Below are 20,147 nucleotides of genomic sequence, written 5' to 3' on the forward strand. Positions count from 1 at the left end.
TTTATTTGAATCCTAACCATTATTTTAACACCAATCCGATATCATCTAGATAGATCACATTACCTCCAAAACCGCCAAATTCTTGATATCCAATTTGAGTTAATTCAGTTGGATTACCTAGCGAACTATATGGCACCTCAACATAAGTCCAAGAAGTTCTGACATCAACGATCACGATGTTTTTCTCAGCATCTCCATTTGCAAAAAACTTCACTTTTCCAGCTTTTTCACCCTTAACCCAAAACCTTACCGCTTTGAATTTATCTGTATCATGATAAGACCAATTGTTAATTCCAATAACATATCCATCCCATTCACCAGCTTTCCATTGAACACACTTAGTTCCTTGATAAACATCTTTGGCGTAGGCTGCATCAAACTCATTAGTTCCATCCCAAAGAGATTGCCATCCCCAAATATTAGTGAAAGCGTCATCATAAATTTCTGAACCTATTACTTGTGGAGCCACTGTTGTTCCCGAGACATTTGTTACTGATAAATTTTTCAAATAACTTCCTTCGGGAACTTTAACTACAATTTCTGTTAACGTAGAAGATACAGGCTCAACTTGGATATCGCCAAAATTAACGACAGGACGCAAGAAATATTCGCCTGTAATGGTAATAATATCTCCTGGATTTGAATTGACAGGAAACCCTGTAATATTAGGACTTGGAGGTCTGATAGCCACTTTATAGTTCAAGGTGCCTAAATTGGTTACGATCTTCATTTCGTCCATTTCATTATAGTATGGCGTTTTTGAATCTACCAAAACCACAATTGCATTATCTGTTACAAATGTTGGATTAAAATAAGATTCTAGACCATTGAATGAGATTGATTTTAATGTCGCAAAACCAGATCCTCTAATTATATAGTAATTTCCAGCATTGATAACTTCTGTAGGAACATCAACCTGTCTATCTCCTTCAACCAATGGATCATCTACAACAGATCTGCTAATTCCTGTTACTTCAAGCTTTCCAGATGAACCCGTTGAATCATCATTTGAACAAGAAGCGAATAGGAAAATTGAAATCGAAGCTAAAAAATACAACTTCAATAACATTCTATTTTTTATATTTTTCATAGTGATTTACTTTTAAAAAATTATTTGAAAGTGTAAGGAACTGGTGCCTCTTTCAATTTTGGATTTTTTCTAACTTCGACATCTGGTTTTGGATAAATAAAATCAGTTGGAGTTGGCGTGTAATGTGTTACTCCCTGAGAATCGAAACCTCTGTCTTGCTGAGAAATAATATTGATTGCTTCCTGACGTGGCAGTCTTCCTAAATCGAACCAAAATTCTCCTTCAAAAGCAAATTCAACTCTACGCTCATGAAACAAAGCTGCTTTTGTTAAAGGCACATTAGTTCCTAAAATTCCAAGACCTGCTCTAAGTCTCACTTTGTTATACGATTCTTTTGCCGCAGCATTAGTCGTCTCATCAGCTCCAGCCATAGTTGCTTCAGCATGAATTAGCAAAAGGTCTGCATAACGCATAATATAATTACAGTTACTCATTCCTCCCCATCCATCAGCTGGACCTGTCTCGCTAGTAACTTGCCCTACAACATATTTCTTAACCGCTGCTCCCGTATTGGCTAATACATCTGGATATTTTGTTTTATCCATAACAAAACCTACAACACCATCTCCTTTAATGTTAGGATAAGAATCTCCATAAATCATAAAAGATTCTTTTCTTCTTAAATCTCCAATTTCAAAAGCATCTTGAACGTCATTGCTTGGTACATAAGTAGCACCATACGAAGCGTTATCATTCAAAATATCTAAACCATATTGGATATTAGAGAAATTTCCTCCTCCGTAAGTATTTATAGCGCCTGACCATTGCCAAGAATAAATAGATTCTTCGTTATTGTTTTTACTTGTCAAAAACAAATCTGCAAAATTTGGCAGTAATCCAAACTCACCTGAGTTAATCACTTTTTCAGCCATTGTTTTAGAATCAGCATATTTTTTTTCATATAAATATACTTTGGCTAAAAATGCTTCTGCCGAACCTTGCGACACAAAAATATTTTCTCCGTTAGCAGATCTAGATCTAATTTTTGATTTTAGATTGGATGCTGCAAATTTTAAGTCGTTTTCAATGAATGTATAAACATCTTCAATTCTATTTGTATTCACCATCGGATCTTTTGCCAAAGCTAAATTATCTTCAATAATCGGCACTGGTCCATACAAACGAACCAAATAGAAGTAAGCTATCGCTCTAAAAAAATGTGCTTCTGCAATAGTGTTTTTAATAACTGCTCTGTTAACATCGGCAGTAGCATTTTTTTCTATGTTATTAATTAAATTATTAGACTGTGCTACGATTGCAAAACAAGCTCTCCAAGGATCCAACAATATTGGACTATCAGAAGTCAATTTAAACTGAATCAGTTCTGGCCCATCAGCATACGCCAAGCAATTTCCTGATGACAGCTCTGATAATGCGTAAAAGTTTTTAGTATAATAAGGAGCCCACATTGCACCATACATTCCATAAGTGGTTCTTGCAACTTGCTCATCAGTATTATAAAACTGGTCACTGCTGTAACTATCTTCAGATGGGCGATCCAAGAAATCTTCGCTACAAGAAGTAGTTGCCAAACCTAGCGTTAAGAATAAAACTAAGGTCTTTATATTGATACATTTTTTCATAAGAGTAGTAATTAAAATTCTAAATTCATTCCAAAAGTGAAACTACGATTGGTTGGGTAACGCCCTGAATCGATTCCAGATAATAATGGATCTTGGTTATATGATCCGATTTCAGGATCATAGCCTGTATATTTGGTAAATGTGTAAAGATTTTGAATACCAAAATAAAATCTTAATTTACTAATGCTCGCTTTTGAGATCACATCTGAAGGCATGTTATACCCTAAAGTAACTTGCTGAATTCTTAAATACGACCCATCTTCTACATAGCGATCAGAGATTGCAATATTTGGATGTCCGTCTCCGCCATCAGGTCTTGGATATTTTGCATCGGTATTTTCTGGTGTCCAAAAATCGGCTGCTTCTGCCAATTGATTTTCATACAAACGTTGGTTTTTAGTACCTGCACGTCTTGTTAAGTTCATTACTTTGTTACCATACGATCCTTGCAAAAAGACTCCTAAATCGATATTTTTATATTTAAAAGTATTATTGAATCCGTAAGTAAATTTTGGTGCTGGATTACCAATGTAGGTTAAGTCCTTATCATCAATCAAACCGTCTTTATTTTGATCTACATACTCAACATCTCCCAACTGGCTTTTTACTGCTTTATTTCCTGTAAAAGGAATTGGAGCATTGGCCAATTGTTCGTTGGTTCTGATAATACCAACTGCTTGATATCCGTAAAATTGACCAACTGGCTGACCAACTATCGTTTTAGTTACCGCTTTTGTCGTATAATCATTAAGTAACACATCTTTTGTCAAATCGAAATTATCTTGTAAACTCAACAATTTATTTTTGTTTGTAGAGAAAATTACTTTTGAATTCCATGAAAAATCTTTTCCAAACTTCTCATTATAATCCAAAGTCATCTCAAAACCTTGATTTCTTAAACTCCCTAAATTTACACTTGGCGCTCCTAAACCTCCTTGATACGCATCTGTACCTGTAACATAGTAAGGCAATGGCAACACAAATAAAAATCCTTCAGACTCTTTTCTGTATACATCAAATGTTGCTTGAAGTTTTGAATGGAAAAGTGTAAAATCCAAACCAAAGTTGGTTTGTTTAGAAGTTTCCCAAGTTAAATCTGGATTGGCAATATTATTAACCGTAAAGAAGTTACCCATTGCCGATTTTATTGCACGAACCGTGCTCATGTAACCGCCACCGCCAATATTTTGATTTCCAGTTTCTCCATATCCTCCTCTGAACTTGATATTATCAATATATTCTCTAGTTCCCTCCATAAACTTTTCGTTCGAAAGTTTCCAATAACCTGAAACTGATGGAAAGTAACCCCATCTTTCACCTGGACCAAAATTAGAACTTCCGTCTGCTCTCATGGTTGCCTGCAAACCATATCGATTATCATAGTCATAATTAAAAGATCCGAAGAAAGAATACAAAGCAGAGCTTCCCTTATATTCTGAAGCAACAACTGAATCGGGATCTCCCAAACTAATAGAATGAATATCATTACTTAATAACCCAGAAACAGATTGCGAATTACCGAACCAATGACTATCATTTGCCTCTTGACCAACCAAAACATTAAAATGGTGATTACCAGCATCAGCTTTATAAGTTAAAACGTTTTTAACGTTAAGTCCATACCAATTGTTTGCTCTCTCTGTCAGCATATTAGTTTCTCTAACCGCTGCACCCCATTTATAAGTAGGCTGAAAACCTTCAAAATTATCTATATTAGTAGATCCGCCAAAGTCAAAACGATACTCCAATCCTTTTGCTATTCTAAAATTGGCATAAAAATTTCCTATAAAATTCTTCTTAATCAACTTGTTCGTATTCATCAAAGCCGAAGCCACCGGATTGATCCAAACCCCAATTGATCCATCTGCTGGCGGGCCAGCGTAGTTACCATTCGTGTCTTTTACCGCAACATCTGGTGTAGACAAAATAGAAGTACTGATAATACCATTGCTAGCACCATTGATTGTAATATCTTCATTGGTTACACCTGCCCCAACAGAAACTCCAACAGTTAACCAATCTTTTAGTTTGCTGTCAACATTTGTTTTAAAACTATACCTTTTGAAACCAGAACCAATAACAATACCCTCCTGATTGGTATAACCACCTGAAATATAATAGTTAGTACCGTCTTTTGCTCCTGAAAATGAAATCTGGTGATTGTTCATTATCGCGGTTTTATAAATCTCATCTTGCCAATTTGTTCCTTTACCTAAAACAGATGGAACAGCAAATTCATCTCTTGGCGCCACACCATAAACTGCTGCCAAAGCATTTTGCTGTTCAGCGTATTGGCTCAAAGTCATTGTGTCTAATAAACGAGTAACATTTTGAATAGAAAAATAGGTATCATAAGTAATTTTTCCTGCCCCTTTTTTTCCTCTTTTTGTAGTTATAATTACAACTCCATTCGACGCTCTAGAACCATAGATAGCAGTTGCAGAAGCATCTTTCAAGATATCCATTGTTTCAATATCGTTAGGATTTAAAAAAGCTATTGGGCTCGAAGTTACATTTCCTGTGTTTGATCCTAAATAACCTGTAACAATTGAACCTCCAGTTGCAGTATTGGCGGCATCTCCAGAAATTGGAATACCATCGATAATATACAATGGCTCATTGGTTCCGGAGATAGAAGTAGTACCACGTATTTTAACCGACACACTACTTCCTGGCTGTCCAGAATTGTTCGTAACGGTTACCCCAGCGGCACGTCCTTGCAACAATTGATCTACAGATACTTGTGGAGAGTCTGCAATATCCTTAGAAGTAACAGTAGAAATAGCCCCTGTCAAATCCTTTTTCTTTACACTTCTATACCCTACGTTTACCAAAACCTCACGCAGATCTTCGGCGCTAAGTTTCAAAATAACGTTTACTGTTCCACCATTTTTAACGTTAATCGTTTGCGAAACATATCCAATAAATGAAACAGAAATAGTAGAGTTTGCAGGTGCTTCGATAGAATATTTACCATCGAAATCTGTGGAGGCCGTCTTCTTTGTAGCTGTAACTATGATATTGGCACCTGGTATAGATAACCCCTTTTCATCAGATACAGTTCCCGAAACCTTTACCTGAGCCGTAGCAAAGTTACAGGTCAGTAACAAAAATAATATCAAAGGAATAGCTTTGTGGTCAGCCTTCCAATGAATGAAGCTAGTCATTAGTTTTTTCATAATAAGTGTTTGGTTAGTTAAATTTGTTTATTGCATAATCTTAAAGTAAATGCCAGGGTAATTTTTACTTCTAAATTATTTAACAAATCTATAACAGAGAGGATTATCAAATCGATAGTATTATATCATTTAATGATAATATTTTTACTATAAGCGTCTAAAAAAACACATATAAAAATAAAAGCGTATAAATTTTAAATTATTCGCAATCACATCACTCTCAAGAACACAAACACTGAATAAAAACCAATGAAATCTTAAAAATCAAACGTTTTCGTTAAAAATAATATTTACTTGTGATAAAAAAGTATCACTATAAAATTCGTTTTAAACCAGAAAACTCTTCACGATATTGGCTTGGAGTACAATTTTTTGTCGCCTTAAAACTGCGATTGAAGTTCGCTATATTATTAAAACCAGATTTAAAAGCAACTTCAGAAACACTCATATCTTTTTCTACCAGCCAGCGCGCTGCGTATCCAATTCGAATATCATTTATATAATTGACAAAAGTTTTACCCGTACGTTTTTTAATAAATCGGTTAAAAGAAATGATAGACATACTCGCCACATTTGCCACGTCTTCTAAAGTGATTTTTTCAGCAAAATGTTTTTGCACATATTCATAAACTAATTTCATTTTATCATAATCATCAAAAGTATCATAGTCTACTGTATAAGTTGAAAGCAAACGCTGATTTCTAGAATTGGCCAGATCATAAAGTAAAGAAGTAATCTCTAAAAAATAGTCCATACCATCCAATTTAGAAAGCCTTACAAGCCTTGGCATCAACTCTTCGGCTGTTTTTTTAGAAAAAAGAATTCCATGAATTGATCTATTGAACATATCTCGAATCGGATTCATGATACGTCTTGCAAGTAAAGATTCATGAAATAAGTCGTTATGAAATTGAATCGTAATTTCGTGTATTTTTTTATTTGTGCATTTATTCAATTCCCAGCCATGATATAAATTTGGACCAATCAAAACCAGCTCGACATTATCAATTTCTTCAATATTATCTCCTACAACCCTTTTAACCCCTTTCCCATTTTGAATAAAATTGATCTCAAATTCCGGATGATAATGAACAGGAAAATCAAAACTATCTTTTACGCGATCAAAAACCAAAAAGCTGTCACTCGCAGCAAGCGGAGCTATTTCTCTATAAAAATTCTTCGTATTACTCATCTTAAAAACTATTTCAGGAAAACAAACCTTCTTTTTTTGATTGCAATAATATGATATATAATTGATAAAATAATATTAATTACACTATAATCATCCGTTTATCTTTGAAAAAATTAATTTATCATTTCTTTAAAAAGAACATTAATAATAAACATTAATCATTTTTTATTAAATAACTTTTTATAGTTTTAATAATTTTAACGCTAATCGCATAGAGAATTTTCGACAGAAGAAATGCTATTTTTTAAAAACCGTAACCACTTGTTTAGCTAGCATTTAGCTAAACAACCAACTCATATTTTTCGATGAAAAAACATTTTTTAACGCTTTTAACTATAACTGTACTAAGCAGTTCATGTTTGTCTCAAAAAAGTACTAATAATACTAATTTGTCACTTTCAGATAAAAAAGCAACAATAGAAACTAAAACTTTATATAAAGAACTTAATTCTTTAACTCAAAAAGGTTTCTTATTCGGACATCAAGACGATTTGGCTTATGGTGTAAAATGGAAATACGAAGAAGGCCGCAGCGACATACAAGATGTTGTGGGAGATTATCCTGCAGTTTATGGCTGGGATATTGCAGGTTTAGAAAATGACAGTCCAAATAATATTGATGGAGTTCCTTTTGCTAAAATGAAACAATACATTATTGAAGCAGATTCTCGAGGCGGAATTTCGACTATCAGTTGGCATTTTGACAATCCTGCAACAGGAAAAAATGCTTGGGATAATGTCCCAAATTCTTTAAAAACGATTTTGCCCGGAGCAGAAAATCATAAAAAATATACTTCTTGGCTAGATAAAGCAGCTGTTTTCTTTTTGTCTTTAAAAGATAAAAACGGTAAAAACATTCCGATACTTTTCAGACCTTTTCACGAACTTACTGGCGGGTGGTTTTGGTGGGGAAAAGGAAACTGTACTCCAGAGGAATTCAAAACCGCTTGGAAATTCACTTTTGACTACCTTCAGAAAAAAGGTGTCCACAACTTGATTTATGTTTATAACACAGGAAGTTTTGGAAGCGAAGCAGACTTTTTAACCAATTATCCTGGAGATAATTATATTGACATGTTGAGTTTTGATACTTACCAAAACAGTAATCATCCAAATGGCGAAAAATTCATTGCTGAAGTTCAAAACCAGTTTAAAATATTAAACGAAATCAGCTCTAAAAAACACAAATTAATGGCTCTCGCAGAAGCTGGTTATGAAGCCGTTCCAGATCCAAAATGGTGGACAGGAACTCTACTAAAAGCAATTGGAGATTATAAAATTTCTTATGTATTGCTTTGGAGAAACCACGGATGGCAGGAAAAAGAGCAAAAAATGCATTATTATGCTCCATTTTCAGGTCAGCTAAGCGAAAAAGATTTTATCGATTTTTACAATCGTGACGAGACTATCTTTGAAAAGGACATTCAGAAAAAATTAAAATAATTGCCCCAAACAAATTACAACCTTAAAAAATAACCAATGCACGACAAAATTAGTTTAAAAGAAAAAATCGGTTACGGACTTGGAGATGCTGCTTCTTCTATGTTTTGGAAAATTTTCAGCATGTATCTGCTGTTTTTCTACACCGATGTTTTCGGATTAGCGCCTGCTGTAGTAGGAACTATGTTTTTAATTACTAGAATCTGGGATTCTTGTTTTGACCCAATTGTTGGAATTCTGGCTGACAGAACCAAAAGCAAATGGGGAAAATTTAGACCCTATTTACTTTGGGTAGCGATACCTTTTGCCGTGATTGGAGTTTTAACTTTTTACACTCCAGATTTTGATGAAAAAGGAAAAATCATTTACGCTTACGTGACATACTCGTTAATGATGATGATTTATTCTTTAATCAATGTTCCTTATGCATCACTTTTGGGTGTAATGTCTTCTGATAGAAAAGAAAGAAATACACTTTCGTCTTACCGAATGGTTTTTGCTTTTGGAGGAAGTTTATTGGCGCTTTGGCTAATTGAACCTTTGGTAAATTATTTCGGAGGAAATTTAAATTCTAAAACGGGCTGGCTGGCTACAATTGCCGTTTTCGGATTAATTACAACTGTCTTTTTTTGGGCCTGTTTTGCATTCACAAAAGAAAGAATCAAACCTATTGCAGATGAACAGAACAATTTGAAAGAAGATTTAAAAGATCTTTGGAAAAATAAACCTTGGTGGATTTTATTGGGAGCAGGAATCGGAGCTTTGGTATTCAATTCAATTCGTGACGGAGCTGCTGTTTACTACTTCAAATATTATGTAAGCAGTTCTGTGAACTTTGATTTTTCGCTTTTCGGAACCGATTTTCACATGACACCAACTTCAATTTATTTGGTTTTAGGACAAGCAGCAAACATTATCGGAGTAATCATTGCAACACCAATTGCCAATAAAATCGGTAAAAAGAAAACTTTCTTCGGAGCAATGGCTTTGGCGGCAATTTTAAGTCTGATTTTCTATTTATTCGGAAAAGAAGATGTTTTCCTAATCATGAGTTTTCAAGTTTTAATCAGTATTTGTGCCGGCTGTATTTTCCCATTAATCTGGTCAATGTACGCCGATAGTGCCGATTATTCTGAATGGAAACAAGGGCGAAGAGCAACAGGATTAGTTTTCTCTGCTTCATCCATGTCGCAAAAATTCGGATGGACCATTGGCGGCGCAGGAGCTGGATGGCTTTTAGGATATTACGGTTTTCAGGCCAATGTCGAGCAGACTGCAACAGCTCAAAACGGAATTCAATTAATGCTGAGTATTTTACCAGCAATTGCGGCTGCAATATCAGTAGCCTTCATATTATTTTACCCTTTATCAGAAGAAAAATTACAGATTATAGAACAGGATTTAAACGAAAAGAGAAATCATTAAAAAACAAAGACAAAGAATTAATTTATATGACAACAATAACATCTTCAGCTCGTTTTCAAGAAAGAAAATCGGCATTAGAAAAACAACATAAAACACTGCTTGAACAAAAAAACGAACCTCAGGAAAGTGTTGGAAACGGGATTTACGAACGTTACAAAAATCCAGTTGTTACCGCAGCGCATATTCCGTTAAACTGGCGTTTTGATTTTAACGAAGATTCAAATCCGTTTTTACAAGAAAGAATTGGCGTAAATGCAGCTTTCAACGCTGGAGCAATGAAATGGGATGGAAAATATTTATTGGCTGTTCGTGTCGAAGGAATCGACAGAAAATCTTTTTTTGCTATCGCCGAAAGTCCAAACGGAATTGACAATTTCAAATTTTGGGACAAACCATGCGTAATTCCACAAACTGAAGAACCTGACACAAACGTATACGACATGCGTTTGATTCATCACGAAGATGGATTTGTTTACGGAATTTTCTGTACCGAAAGAAAAGATCCAAAAGCTCCAAAAGGCGACACGAGTTCGGCTGTGGCCAATGCAGGAATCGTTCGTTCTAAAGATTTAGTAAACTGGGAAAGACTTCCAGATTTGATTTCGAACACAGGACAGCAGCGAAATGTAGTGTTACATCCAGAATTTGTAAACGGAAAATATACTTTATATACACGTCCACAAGATGGCTTTATTGATGTTGGAAGTGGTGGAGGAATCGGTTTAGGATATGTTGAGGACATGGCAAATCCTGTCGTAAAAGACGAAAAAATCATTTTTGGAAAACAATATCATACGATTTACGAACTGAAAAATGGTTTGGGTCCTGCTCCAATTAAAACTTCAAAAGGCTGGTTGCATTTAGCACACGGAGTTCGAAATACGGCCGCAGGTTTACGCTATACTTTGTATATGTTCATGACCGATTTGAATGATATTACAAAAGTTACGCACGTTCCAGCCGGACATTTTATGGGGCCAGAAGGAATTGAAAGAGTCGGCGATGTTTCGAATGTTTTATTCTCTAATGGATGGATCGAAGACGAAGATGGAACGGTTTACGTTTATTACGCTTCTTCAGACACGAGAATGCACGTGGCAGTTTCATCTGTAGATAAACTTGTTGATTATGTAATAAATACTCCAGCAGATACTTTTATTTCGGCAGGTTCAGTGCAAACAATCCTTAATCAAATCGAAAAAAATAACGCAATTTAAAATACCGTGTCATTACAAAGAAAGCTTTTAAAATCGGAATTAACCGCAGAACTTGATTCTATCCTAAACTATTGGTCGGAACGTACTATTGATGATCAAAACGGAGGTTTTGTTGGCCAAATCGATTTTAATGATCAAAGAATTGAAAATGCAGAAAAAGGTTCGGTTTTAAACGCCCGAATTCTTTGGACTTTCTCTGCCAGTTATCAAACCACAAAAAACGAAAACCACAAAAAGTTGGCAAAAAGAGCATTCGATTTTCTTGCTGCTAATTTTTATGACACACAGTTTGGAGGTCTTTTTTGGAGTATAAATGAGGATAAAACTCCAAAAGACACCAAAAATCAGATATATGCATTAGCTTTTGCGATTTATGGATTGTCTGAATATTATGCAATTTCGAAAGAAGAAAAAGCTTTAGAAATTGCTAAGAACTTATATGCAAAAATCCAAGAACATAGCTATGACAAGATAAATAAAGGTTATTTCGAAGCTTTTACCAGAGATTGGCAACCAATTGAAGATTTGCGTTTAAGCGCAAAAGATGCCAATGAAAAGAAAACCATGAATACCCATCTTCATATTATTGAAGGTTTTGTCAATTTATATAAAGTCTGGAAAGACGATAAATTGCTCCTGGATATTGTAGAATTATTAGAAACAATAGAAAAATATTTTATCAATACTGAAACAGGACATTTACGCTTGTTTTTTGATGAAAACTGGAAAGAAAAACCAGATGTCATTTCGTACGGACATGATATTGAAGCAGCTTGGCTTTTACAGCAATGTGCTGAAATTTCTGGAAATGAAATTTTGATTGCCAACTATAAAAAATATGCCGTACAAATTGCCGAAGCAACCAAAAAAGGTTTAGATGCTGATGGCGGTTTATGGTACGAATTTGATCCAGAAAAAAACCATTTAATTGCAGAAAAACATTGGTGGCCACAAGCCGAAGCTGTAATTGGTTTTTACAACGCTTATCAGTTAACTGGAAAAGAAGAATATCTTGATATTGTTTATAAAAACTGGAAATTCATAAAAAAGTACATGATCGACCAGCAAAATGGAGAATGGTATTGGGGAGTTTATGACGATTATAGCGTAATGAAAAAAGACAAAGCTGGTTTCTGGAAATGTCCCTATCATAATGGTCGAGCTTGCCTGGAGCTTATCCATCGAATCGAAAATTGAGATTTCAAATAAAAATCAAAACGTCTTACAGAACGTAAAGTCCTAGCCCCGATAGAAGCGGCATCCTTTTATGGTGGGGTTCACCATAAAAGATACAGCGGATAGTGGGATTAGCTCCTTAAAATATAAATTATGAAAAACAGATTTTTTAAAACCCTTTCATTGACCTTGATTTTTACTGCAATTGCTTGTCAGGCACAGGAAAAAATTACCGTAAAAGAAAACGAATTTTATAAAGGCGATAAACCTTACGCTTATATTGGAACCAATTATTGGTACGGAAGCATGCTGGCTTCTAAAAAAATAGGCGATCGTAAAAGACTTTTGCGCGAATTGGATTTAATGAAGAAAAACGGAATCGATAACTTACGGGTTTTAGTGGGTGCTGATGGCGGAAAATACGATTTTACAGTTCGTCCAGCACTGCAATACGAACAAGGAAAATATGATGAAGATTTATTGGACGGATTGGATTTCTTGATTAACGAAATGAGCAAACGAAACATGTACGCCGTTTTGTACTTGACCAATAACTGGGAATGGTCGGGCGGAATGTCACAATATTTAGAATGGAATGGAAAAGGAGCAATTCCGGTTCCGAATATTCCGCCGAATACTTGGCCTCAATTTATGTCGTACACAGAACAGTTTCACAGCTGCGAACCGTGTATGGAAGCTTTAAATAATCATGTAAAGTTTATTATTGGAAGAACAAACGCCTATTCCAAAAAGAAATATAACGAAGACAACACGATTATGTCGTGGCAGGTTGGAAATGAACCTAGACTTTTTACGGTAGAAAACGAAGCTAAATTCACCAAATGGTTGAATAACATTGTCGATTTAATTGACAGTTTGGATAAAAATCATTTAGTTTCTACAGGTTCTGAAGGAAAAAACAGTTCGAACGACAGCATGGAAATCTTCGAAAGAACGCATCAAAATCCAAACATTGATTATTTAACGATGCACATCTGGCCAAAAAACTGGAACTGGTTTAAAGCCGATAATGCCAAAGCTACAATGACAAAAACAATCGAAAACGCTGGAAAATATATTGATGATCATATTAAAGTTGCCAATAATCTAAACAGACCAATTATTATTGAAGAATTTGGTCTTCCGAGAGAAAATGAAAATTTAAATGCTGGAGCTTCCTCTGTTTACAGAGATCAATTTTACAGCTATATTTTTGGAAGAGTTGCAGAAAGTGTCAAAAATAATGGTCCTTTAAGAGCAGCCAATTTCTGGGGTTATGGCGGCGAAGGAAAAGCAGTAAACGAAACGGGAAAATGGAATCCAGGCGATCCTTTAACAACAGATCCTCCGCAAGAACCACAAGGTTTAAATTCTGTTTTTAATGGAGATCAATCAACATTAGAAATTGTAAAAGATTATAATTTGAAATTGAAAAATAAATAGATTCCTATTTTTCTTTAGAGACGCACTGCAGTGCGTCTCTACAATTCCGTATTACGAATTGCATTTCACATTTTACCAAAAACAATTTACGTCAAAATCTCTTCAATCGCATTCAATTCATCATTCGAAAACTCTGTATTCTGAAGACAATCAATATTATTGCATAATTGTTTCACAGAACTTGCGCCAATTAAAACAGATGTAATTCGTTTGTCTTTTTGCAGCCAAGCCAAAGCCATTTGAGCCAAAGACTGGTTTCTATTCTGAGCAATTTCATTCAGCTGAATTAATTTCTGAATCCTTTCTTGTGTAACCTCATCTTCTTTGAGATGTCCGTTCGGATTATGCGCTCTAGAATTTTCTGGAATTCCCTTTAAATATTTATCTGTTAAAAGTCCTTGCGCCAAAGGTGAAAATGCAATACAGCCAACTCCTTTTTCTTCTAAAACATCTAATAAGCCATTTTCTACCCAACGTTCCAGCATTGAATATTTTGCCTGATGAATCAAACATGGAGTTCCCAATTGTTTTAAAACCTCAACTGCAACACGAGTTTGCTCTGCCGAATAATTACTGATTCCAACATACAACGCTTTTCCACTTCTCACAGCATGATCTAATGCCATCATCGTTTCTTCAATTGGCGTTTCAGGATCTGGACGATGCGAATAAAAAATATCAACATAATCGATACTCATTCGTTTCAAACTCTGATCTAAACTAGACAACAGATATTTTCTTGAACCCCAATCGCCATAAGGTCCGTTCCACATCGTGTAACCCGCTTTGGTAGAAATTACGATTTCATCACGCAGATTTCCCTGAAAATTATGCCATAGTATTTTTCCAAAATTCTCTTCAGCAGAACCAGGAACCGGCCCGTAATTATTTGCTAAATCAAAATGAGTTATTCCTTTATCAAAAGCCTCAACGGCAATACTTTCGGCATTTTCAAAATTATCAACCGAACCGAAGTTATGCCATAATCCTAAAGAAATTTCAGGCAGTAACAATCCGCTTCTTCCACATCTGTTATATTTCATTATTTTAATTTAATGGTTGGAGTTTTTATAGGTTTTAAAAATACAAAAAACTCTCGAAGTTTTGCCACAAAGACACTAAGACACAAAGATTTTTATCCAAAAATGAAATCGCCACGAATTCACGAATTTTTAAACAATTAATTCGTGAATTCGTGGCGAAAAAAACCTTTGTTTCTTTGAAGCTTTGCAACTTTGCACCTCAAAAAAACCTATTCTTTTATTTCAAAACCACCCTGCAAACCTTTATCAGAGCTACCTCCAACCATAATTTTAAAAGTTCCTGGCTCAACTAAATAATTTCCTTCGTTATCATAAAAACCAAGTTCTTTATCCGTTAAAGTAAAATTTACCGTTTTAGTTTCACCCTTATTAAGATTCACCAATTCAAAGCCTTTCAATTCTTTTATTGGGCGAACGATACTTGCAAATTCATCATGAATATATAATTGCACTACTTCTTTTCCATCATAGTTTCCTAAATTCGTTACTTCAACACTTACCTCAACTTTTTCTCCTTTTGCAAAAGCAGTTTTATTCAATTTCAAGTTTTTATAATCGAATTTGGTATAACTCAAACCAAAACCAAACGGAAATTGAGGCGTTTTCTCCACATCCATATAATGCGACCAGAAAACATTTTTATCACTGTCTATTGGTCTTCCTGTACTGTATTTGTTATAATAAATTGGCACCTGACCTACATTTCTAGGAAATGACATTGGCAATTTCCCACTCGGATTATAATCTCCGTATAAAACCTGCGCAACAGCATTTCCAGTCTGTGTTCCTAAATGCCAAGCTTCTACAATTGCTGGAACATTTTCTGCTGCCCACGGAATACTTAACGGACGACCATTATTTAAAACCAAAACTACATTTGGATTTACTTTGTAGATTTCTTCTAACAATTCCTGCTGCAAACCTGGAAGATTCAAATCTGTTCTACTTCTTCCCTCCCCGCTTTGGAAACCGTATTCGCCTAAAACCATTACCACAACATCGGCATTTTTGGCTGCTTTTTTAGCCGCTTCAAATCCGCTTTTATCTGTGGTATTGAAAACTGTTTCAGTCAAAAAAGTCGCTTTTTGTTTTAATAAATCTACTCCTTTTTCAAAAACTAGCTGATTGTCTTTATATTGCTGCATCCCCTCTAAAACTGAAACCGCTGTATTATCATCAGCCGCAATTCTCCAGCTTCCCAACGGACTGTTTTTGTCATTTGCTAAAGCTCCGATCAAAGCGACTTTCTGCCCTGATTTTTTCAGCGGAAGTAAATTCTTTTCATTCTTTAACAAAACGATTGATTTTTTCGCCATATCCAAAACGCCGTCGTTGTTGGCTTTACTTCCTACAACTTCTTTTTCGCGTTTTTCATCACAATATCTGTATGGATCATCAAATAATCCCAATTCAAATTTCACTCGTAGAATTCTGCGAACGGCATCATCAACCAAAGCTTCTTTTACTTTTCCAGATTTTACCAAATCAACCAGTTTAGACACATATAAATAAGATTCCATATCCATATCAGAACCAGCGATTACAGCTTTTGATGTTGCATCAGCTTCATCTTTTGCATATCCGTGCGCTATCATTTCACGAATCGAAGCATAATCAGAAATTACAAATCCGTCAAACTTCCATTTTCCTTTTAAAATATCTCTTTGCAGAAAAGCATTTCCAGTTGCTGGAACGCCATTTAAGGTATTAAACGAATTCATAAACGTACGAACTCCTGCTTCAACAGTAGCTTCAAAAGGAGGCAAAACCGAGTTGTACAATTTAGAATTGCTGATATCCACAATATTATATTCCAGACCAGCTTCAACATAACCATAAGCCGCAAAGTGTTTCGCGCAAGCCGCAATCGTATTTACTTTCTGAAGATCTGCAACCGTTTCTCCTTGAAAACCTTTTACCCTTGCATAACCTACTTTACTGCCTAAATACGGATCTTCTCCCGCACCTTCCATCACACGTCCCCAGCGCGCATCGTTTGCAACGTCAACATTTGGTCCAAAAGTCCAGTTAATTCCTGATGCCGAAGCTTCATCTGCCGCAATTGCTGCCGATTTTTTTATCGCTTCTAAATCCCAACTCGCAGCTTCTGCCAACGGAATTGGACTTAACGTTTTATAACCATGTATAACGTCAAAACCAATTATCAACGGAATTCCTAATCTGGTTTCTTCCACCGCAATTTTCTGCACGGCACGAACTTCTTTCACTCCGCGAACCGTCAGCATCGATCCGACTAATCCTTTTCTTAAATGTTCGTATTTTAATTCGGCTGTTCCGCCTTTTGGTGCTGGTCCTGTAACATCCCAGAAACCATTATATTGATTCATCTGCCCTACTTTTTCCTCCAGCGTCATTAACGGTAAAAGCAAATCTATACGCTGCTCAACAGTTTTATTTTTATCCAGATACGGCTTTTTTTGTGCATTCATATTTCCAATCGTAAGAAGGGCAAAAACCCCAATAGTTATTATTTTTTTATTTTTCATATGTGTGGTTTAGTTAGTTTTTTTTTAAAGATGCTGAGATTCTAAGCTGCTAAGTTTTTTGGGCGTGTCCCTCCGGGCCGGGCTATCCGTTTCAAGTCCTCGCACTTCCTTCGTCAGGCTGTGGGCTTTCCACTGCTATCCCTCACGCAAACATTTTCAAAAGACACAATCTTGTCATTTCGACTGAAAGGAGAAATCGCACTAGAAACTCCACACAGAATATTCCCAATCTTTGGCGAATCCCGAGTGTGATCCTTCGTTCCTCAGGATGACAAAAATTGCGCAAAAGATCTAAAATCTACATTCTAAAATCTAAAATTCCGACGTAAAACAAGAAGCCGGCAAATTCGCTTTATTAAACAAATCAGACTGTATTGTATTTCCCCACGCAAACCTCACTTTTACTGGATTTACAACTTTTTTACTCGTCAAAATCACTTCGTTATTTTTAATCGAAGCTTCAGCTGGATAGAAAACTCCATCTGTTCCAGCAACTTCAAATTGATTCGATTTTTTATCTTTAAAATACAATCCATCAGCATAATCAAAAGAAACTACCAGTTTATTTTTCTCAATTTTAATGTCTTTAAAAAGTGGCCCATTAACCAAATTGGAATTGGCTTTGTAGGTTTCAGCCAAAGCCAAATTGACCAGACGAATTCCAACATCTTTCTTATTTTTTGGATGAATATCAATTGTGTCTGAAATATCGCTGATAACGACCATTCCAGTTTTTGACACTTCTTTCAATAATTTTCTTTGAGAATCTCTAACCGTCACATTTGAAAAGTTGTTTGTTCCCGTTTTAAAAGGCGCGATTTGAACATAATAAAAAGGAAAATCATCTTTCCATTCTTTTCTCCATGAAGTAATTAAGGCGCCTAAAGTTTTATCATAAACCAAAGAACCCACATTTGATTCTCCCTGATACCAAAGCGTTCCAGCAATTTTAAATCCGACAATTGGATAAATCATCGCATTATACGCACGTCCAGGTTGTCTTGGTCCGTATTCTTGTTCGTTTAATTTTTTAGCATTTTCTAGTAAAAGTGGATCATTATTAACCACATCTTCGGGCATCCAGATTTCTGCAGGAGTTCCGCCCCAATTCGAAGAAATTAATCCGATTGGAACATTTTTTAAATCTTCACGAAGGCGTTTGGCAAAAAAGTAACCAATCGCACTAAAATATTTCATGGTTTCTGGAGTTGATTCTGTCCAATTTCCTAAAAGATTATTTTGTGGACTTTCTGCAGTCAATTTCGGAACGGTAAAAAATCGAATATTTGGATTTGCAGCATTTTTTGCTTCTTCTTCGCCATTGTCAATTCCCCAGCTTGCCGACATTTCCATATTTGATTGTCCAGAACAAAGCCATACTTCTCCAATCAAAATATTTTTTAAAATGACTTCATTGTATCCTTTTATCGAAATAGAAAAAGGTCCGCCAGCCTCTGGAGTTTTAATCGTGATTTCCCATTTCGCCTGATTATTGGCAATGGTTTTATATTCCTGATTATTCCAGCCAGAAACCAGTTTAATTTCTTCTTTTGGATTTGCCCAACCCCAAATTTTCACTTCAGAATTGCGCTGTAAAACCATATTATCACTAAAAATATTCGGAAGCGAAACGTTTGCCATCATAGTACTGGAAATCAATAGAAAGAAAACAAACTTATAAATATTATTTTTCATGTAATAAGCTTTTTAAAAATGGAGCATATTCATCTGCCAAAACTTTATGATCTTCTACGTCTGGATGTCCTGAACAGCCTTTCGGTGTCATTGGCTTAAATTTGAAAATCTGAATTGTTTTGTGTGTTTTATCTGTATCAAACGCTGCTTTTACTTTATTCAGACAATCTTCAAAAACAACTGCTCTTTCTCCGCCAACCATTGGACTGTTTGTAATTACAATCTGCACATTCGGATTGTGTTTATATAACATTTTGATGAAATTGATGTAATTCGAAACGTACTTTTCTGGATTAAAAGGCAGACGCTCTTTTTTTCCGTCTCCGCCAGAAAAGTCATTTGTTCCTAAAGCAATACTAATAATGTCGGGTTGAAAAGCAAAATCATATTTAGGTTTTGAAGCATCTTTCGTCAAATACAAATTCTGATAAACATCTGGCATGATCGCTTCGTCTTTGTTTTCATCATTCCAATTACGATACATTCCAATTCCAGATACAGAACTCATTAAATAATCGACACCAATTGTTCTCGAAAGTCTTGGCCCATAAGCATAATAACTATTATGATGATCCATATATTCACCTTTATCGCAAGCAACATCTGACGGATCACTTGCCGCACCACAAGTAATAGAATCGCCGATAAATTCGATTTTCTTTTTCTTTTTAAAAGAAATTGTAGTCAGTTTTGCCGTTGTTCCAGCAAATAAAATATTACCGCTTTGCGCTTCTGTATTTTTATAGATTTCTAAACGATGTTCTTTTTGATTTGAAGTAACCTGCACTGGAAAAGATTGAACCGCACCTTTTTCAATTCTAATTTTTCCAATATACTTTCCATCCAAAACCAACTGAACATAATTATGATGTTCGTAAGCATCTACACTTTGAAGCGTAATTGAACATTCATTTCCTGTAAAATTGAAAGAAACAGAAGAAGCTGTTCCAATCAAAATAACATTATCATGCTGCAATTTTTCTATGCGACCTTGATATAAGAAAGTTTTATTTGAATTCAGTGTTTGTGAGTTCGAAATGATCGAAATCAGCAAAAACGAAATTAAAAGCACTATTTTTTTGGGAAACATAATTTATTTGTTAAATCTAAATACGATTCACAAATATATTGGAAAGAGATTATCTAAAAAGATACTAA

13 protein-coding genes are annotated in these 20,147 nt (G+C 35.2%); 5 read left to right on the top strand and 8 right to left on the bottom strand.

Annotated features, from left to right (window positions below):
* Nucleotides 1-19 precede the first annotated feature (19 nt).
* The 4 genes from M0M44_RS23200 to M0M44_RS23215 form a co-directional block, all read right to left on the bottom strand.
* Nucleotides 20-1,090, bottom strand: a complete 1,071-nt coding sequence (locus M0M44_RS23200) for an IPT/TIG domain-containing protein (RefSeq protein ID WP_248727870.1) — start codon at nt 1,088-1,090, stop codon at nt 20-22.
* Nucleotides 1,091-1,110: 20 nt separating this feature from the next.
* Complete coding sequence (locus tag M0M44_RS23205; protein ID WP_248727871.1) at nt 1,111-2,673, bottom strand: RagB/SusD family nutrient uptake outer membrane protein; 1,563 nt, start codon at nt 2,671-2,673, stop codon at nt 1,111-1,113.
* A gap of 11 nt (nt 2,674-2,684) precedes the next feature.
* Entirely contained in the window at nt 2,685-5,852 is a 3,168-nt protein-coding gene (locus M0M44_RS23210) for a SusC/RagA family TonB-linked outer membrane protein (protein WP_248727872.1), read from the bottom strand.
* Nucleotides 5,853-6,165: 313 nt separating this feature from the next.
* A complete protein-coding gene (locus M0M44_RS23215; RefSeq protein WP_095931031.1) occupies nt 6,166-7,044 on the bottom strand; it encodes an AraC family transcriptional regulator in 879 nt (292 codons plus the stop codon).
* Between the two features lie 305 nt (nt 7,045-7,349).
* Here M0M44_RS23215 and M0M44_RS23220 point away from each other — a divergent pair, with 305 nt between their 5' ends.
* The 5 genes from M0M44_RS23220 to M0M44_RS23240 all read left to right on the top strand — a co-directional run bounded on the left by M0M44_RS23220 (nt 7,350) and on the right by M0M44_RS23240 (nt 13,744).
* Nucleotides 7,350-8,486 carry a glycoside hydrolase family 26 protein gene (locus tag M0M44_RS23220; RefSeq protein ID WP_248727873.1) on the top strand — a complete coding sequence of 379 codons (1,137 nt, stop codon included), beginning with the start codon at nt 7,350-7,352 and terminating at the stop codon, nt 8,484-8,486.
* A gap of 36 nt (nt 8,487-8,522) precedes the next feature.
* Complete coding sequence (locus M0M44_RS23225; RefSeq protein WP_248727874.1) at nt 8,523-9,908, top strand: MFS transporter; 1,386 nt, start codon at nt 8,523-8,525, stop codon at nt 9,906-9,908.
* 26 nt (nt 9,909-9,934) lie between these two features.
* Nucleotides 9,935-11,125 (top strand): glycoside hydrolase family 130 protein, encoded by a 1,191-nt coding sequence (locus M0M44_RS23230; protein WP_248727875.1) that lies wholly within the window; start codon nt 9,935-9,937, stop codon nt 11,123-11,125.
* A 6-nt stretch (nt 11,126-11,131) separates the two neighbouring features.
* Nucleotides 11,132-12,322: an AGE family epimerase/isomerase gene (locus M0M44_RS23235; protein WP_248727876.1), complete on the top strand. Its 1,191-nt coding sequence runs from the start codon at nt 11,132-11,134 to the stop codon at nt 12,320-12,322.
* Nucleotides 12,323-12,454: 132 nt separating this feature from the next.
* Nucleotides 12,455-13,744: a glycoside hydrolase 5 family protein gene (locus tag M0M44_RS23240; protein ID WP_248727877.1), complete on the top strand. Its 1,290-nt coding sequence runs from the start codon at nt 12,455-12,457 to the stop codon at nt 13,742-13,744.
* Between the two features lie 86 nt (nt 13,745-13,830).
* Here M0M44_RS23240 and mgrA read toward each other — a convergent pair whose 3' ends face one another.
* From mgrA to M0M44_RS23260, 4 genes are all read right to left on the bottom strand, one after another.
* On the bottom strand, nt 13,831-14,787 hold the full coding sequence (mgrA, locus tag M0M44_RS23245; protein WP_248727878.1) for an L-glyceraldehyde 3-phosphate reductase: 957 nt from the start codon (nt 14,785-14,787) through the stop codon (nt 13,831-13,833).
* A 209-nt stretch (nt 14,788-14,996) separates the two neighbouring features.
* Nucleotides 14,997-17,294, bottom strand: coding sequence for a beta-glucosidase BglX (gene bglX, locus M0M44_RS23250; protein WP_248727879.1), 2,298 nt, complete (start codon nt 17,292-17,294; stop codon nt 14,997-14,999).
* 312 nt (nt 17,295-17,606) lie between these two features.
* On the bottom strand, nt 17,607-18,989 hold the full coding sequence (locus tag M0M44_RS23255; RefSeq protein WP_248727880.1) for a sialate O-acetylesterase: 1,383 nt from the start codon (nt 18,987-18,989) through the stop codon (nt 17,607-17,609).
* Nucleotides 18,979-20,079: an SGNH/GDSL hydrolase family protein gene (locus tag M0M44_RS23260; RefSeq protein WP_248727881.1), complete on the bottom strand. Its 1,101-nt coding sequence runs from the start codon at nt 20,077-20,079 to the stop codon at nt 18,979-18,981. The genes M0M44_RS23255 and M0M44_RS23260 overlap by 11 nt, the downstream gene beginning before the upstream one ends.
* Nucleotides 20,080-20,147: the final 68 nt, after the last annotated feature.

Origin of the sequence: Flavobacterium humidisoli, from assembly GCF_023272795.1 — a bacterium.
GTDB classification, from domain to species: Bacteria; Bacteroidota; Bacteroidia; order Flavobacteriales; family Flavobacteriaceae; genus Flavobacterium; species Flavobacterium humidisoli.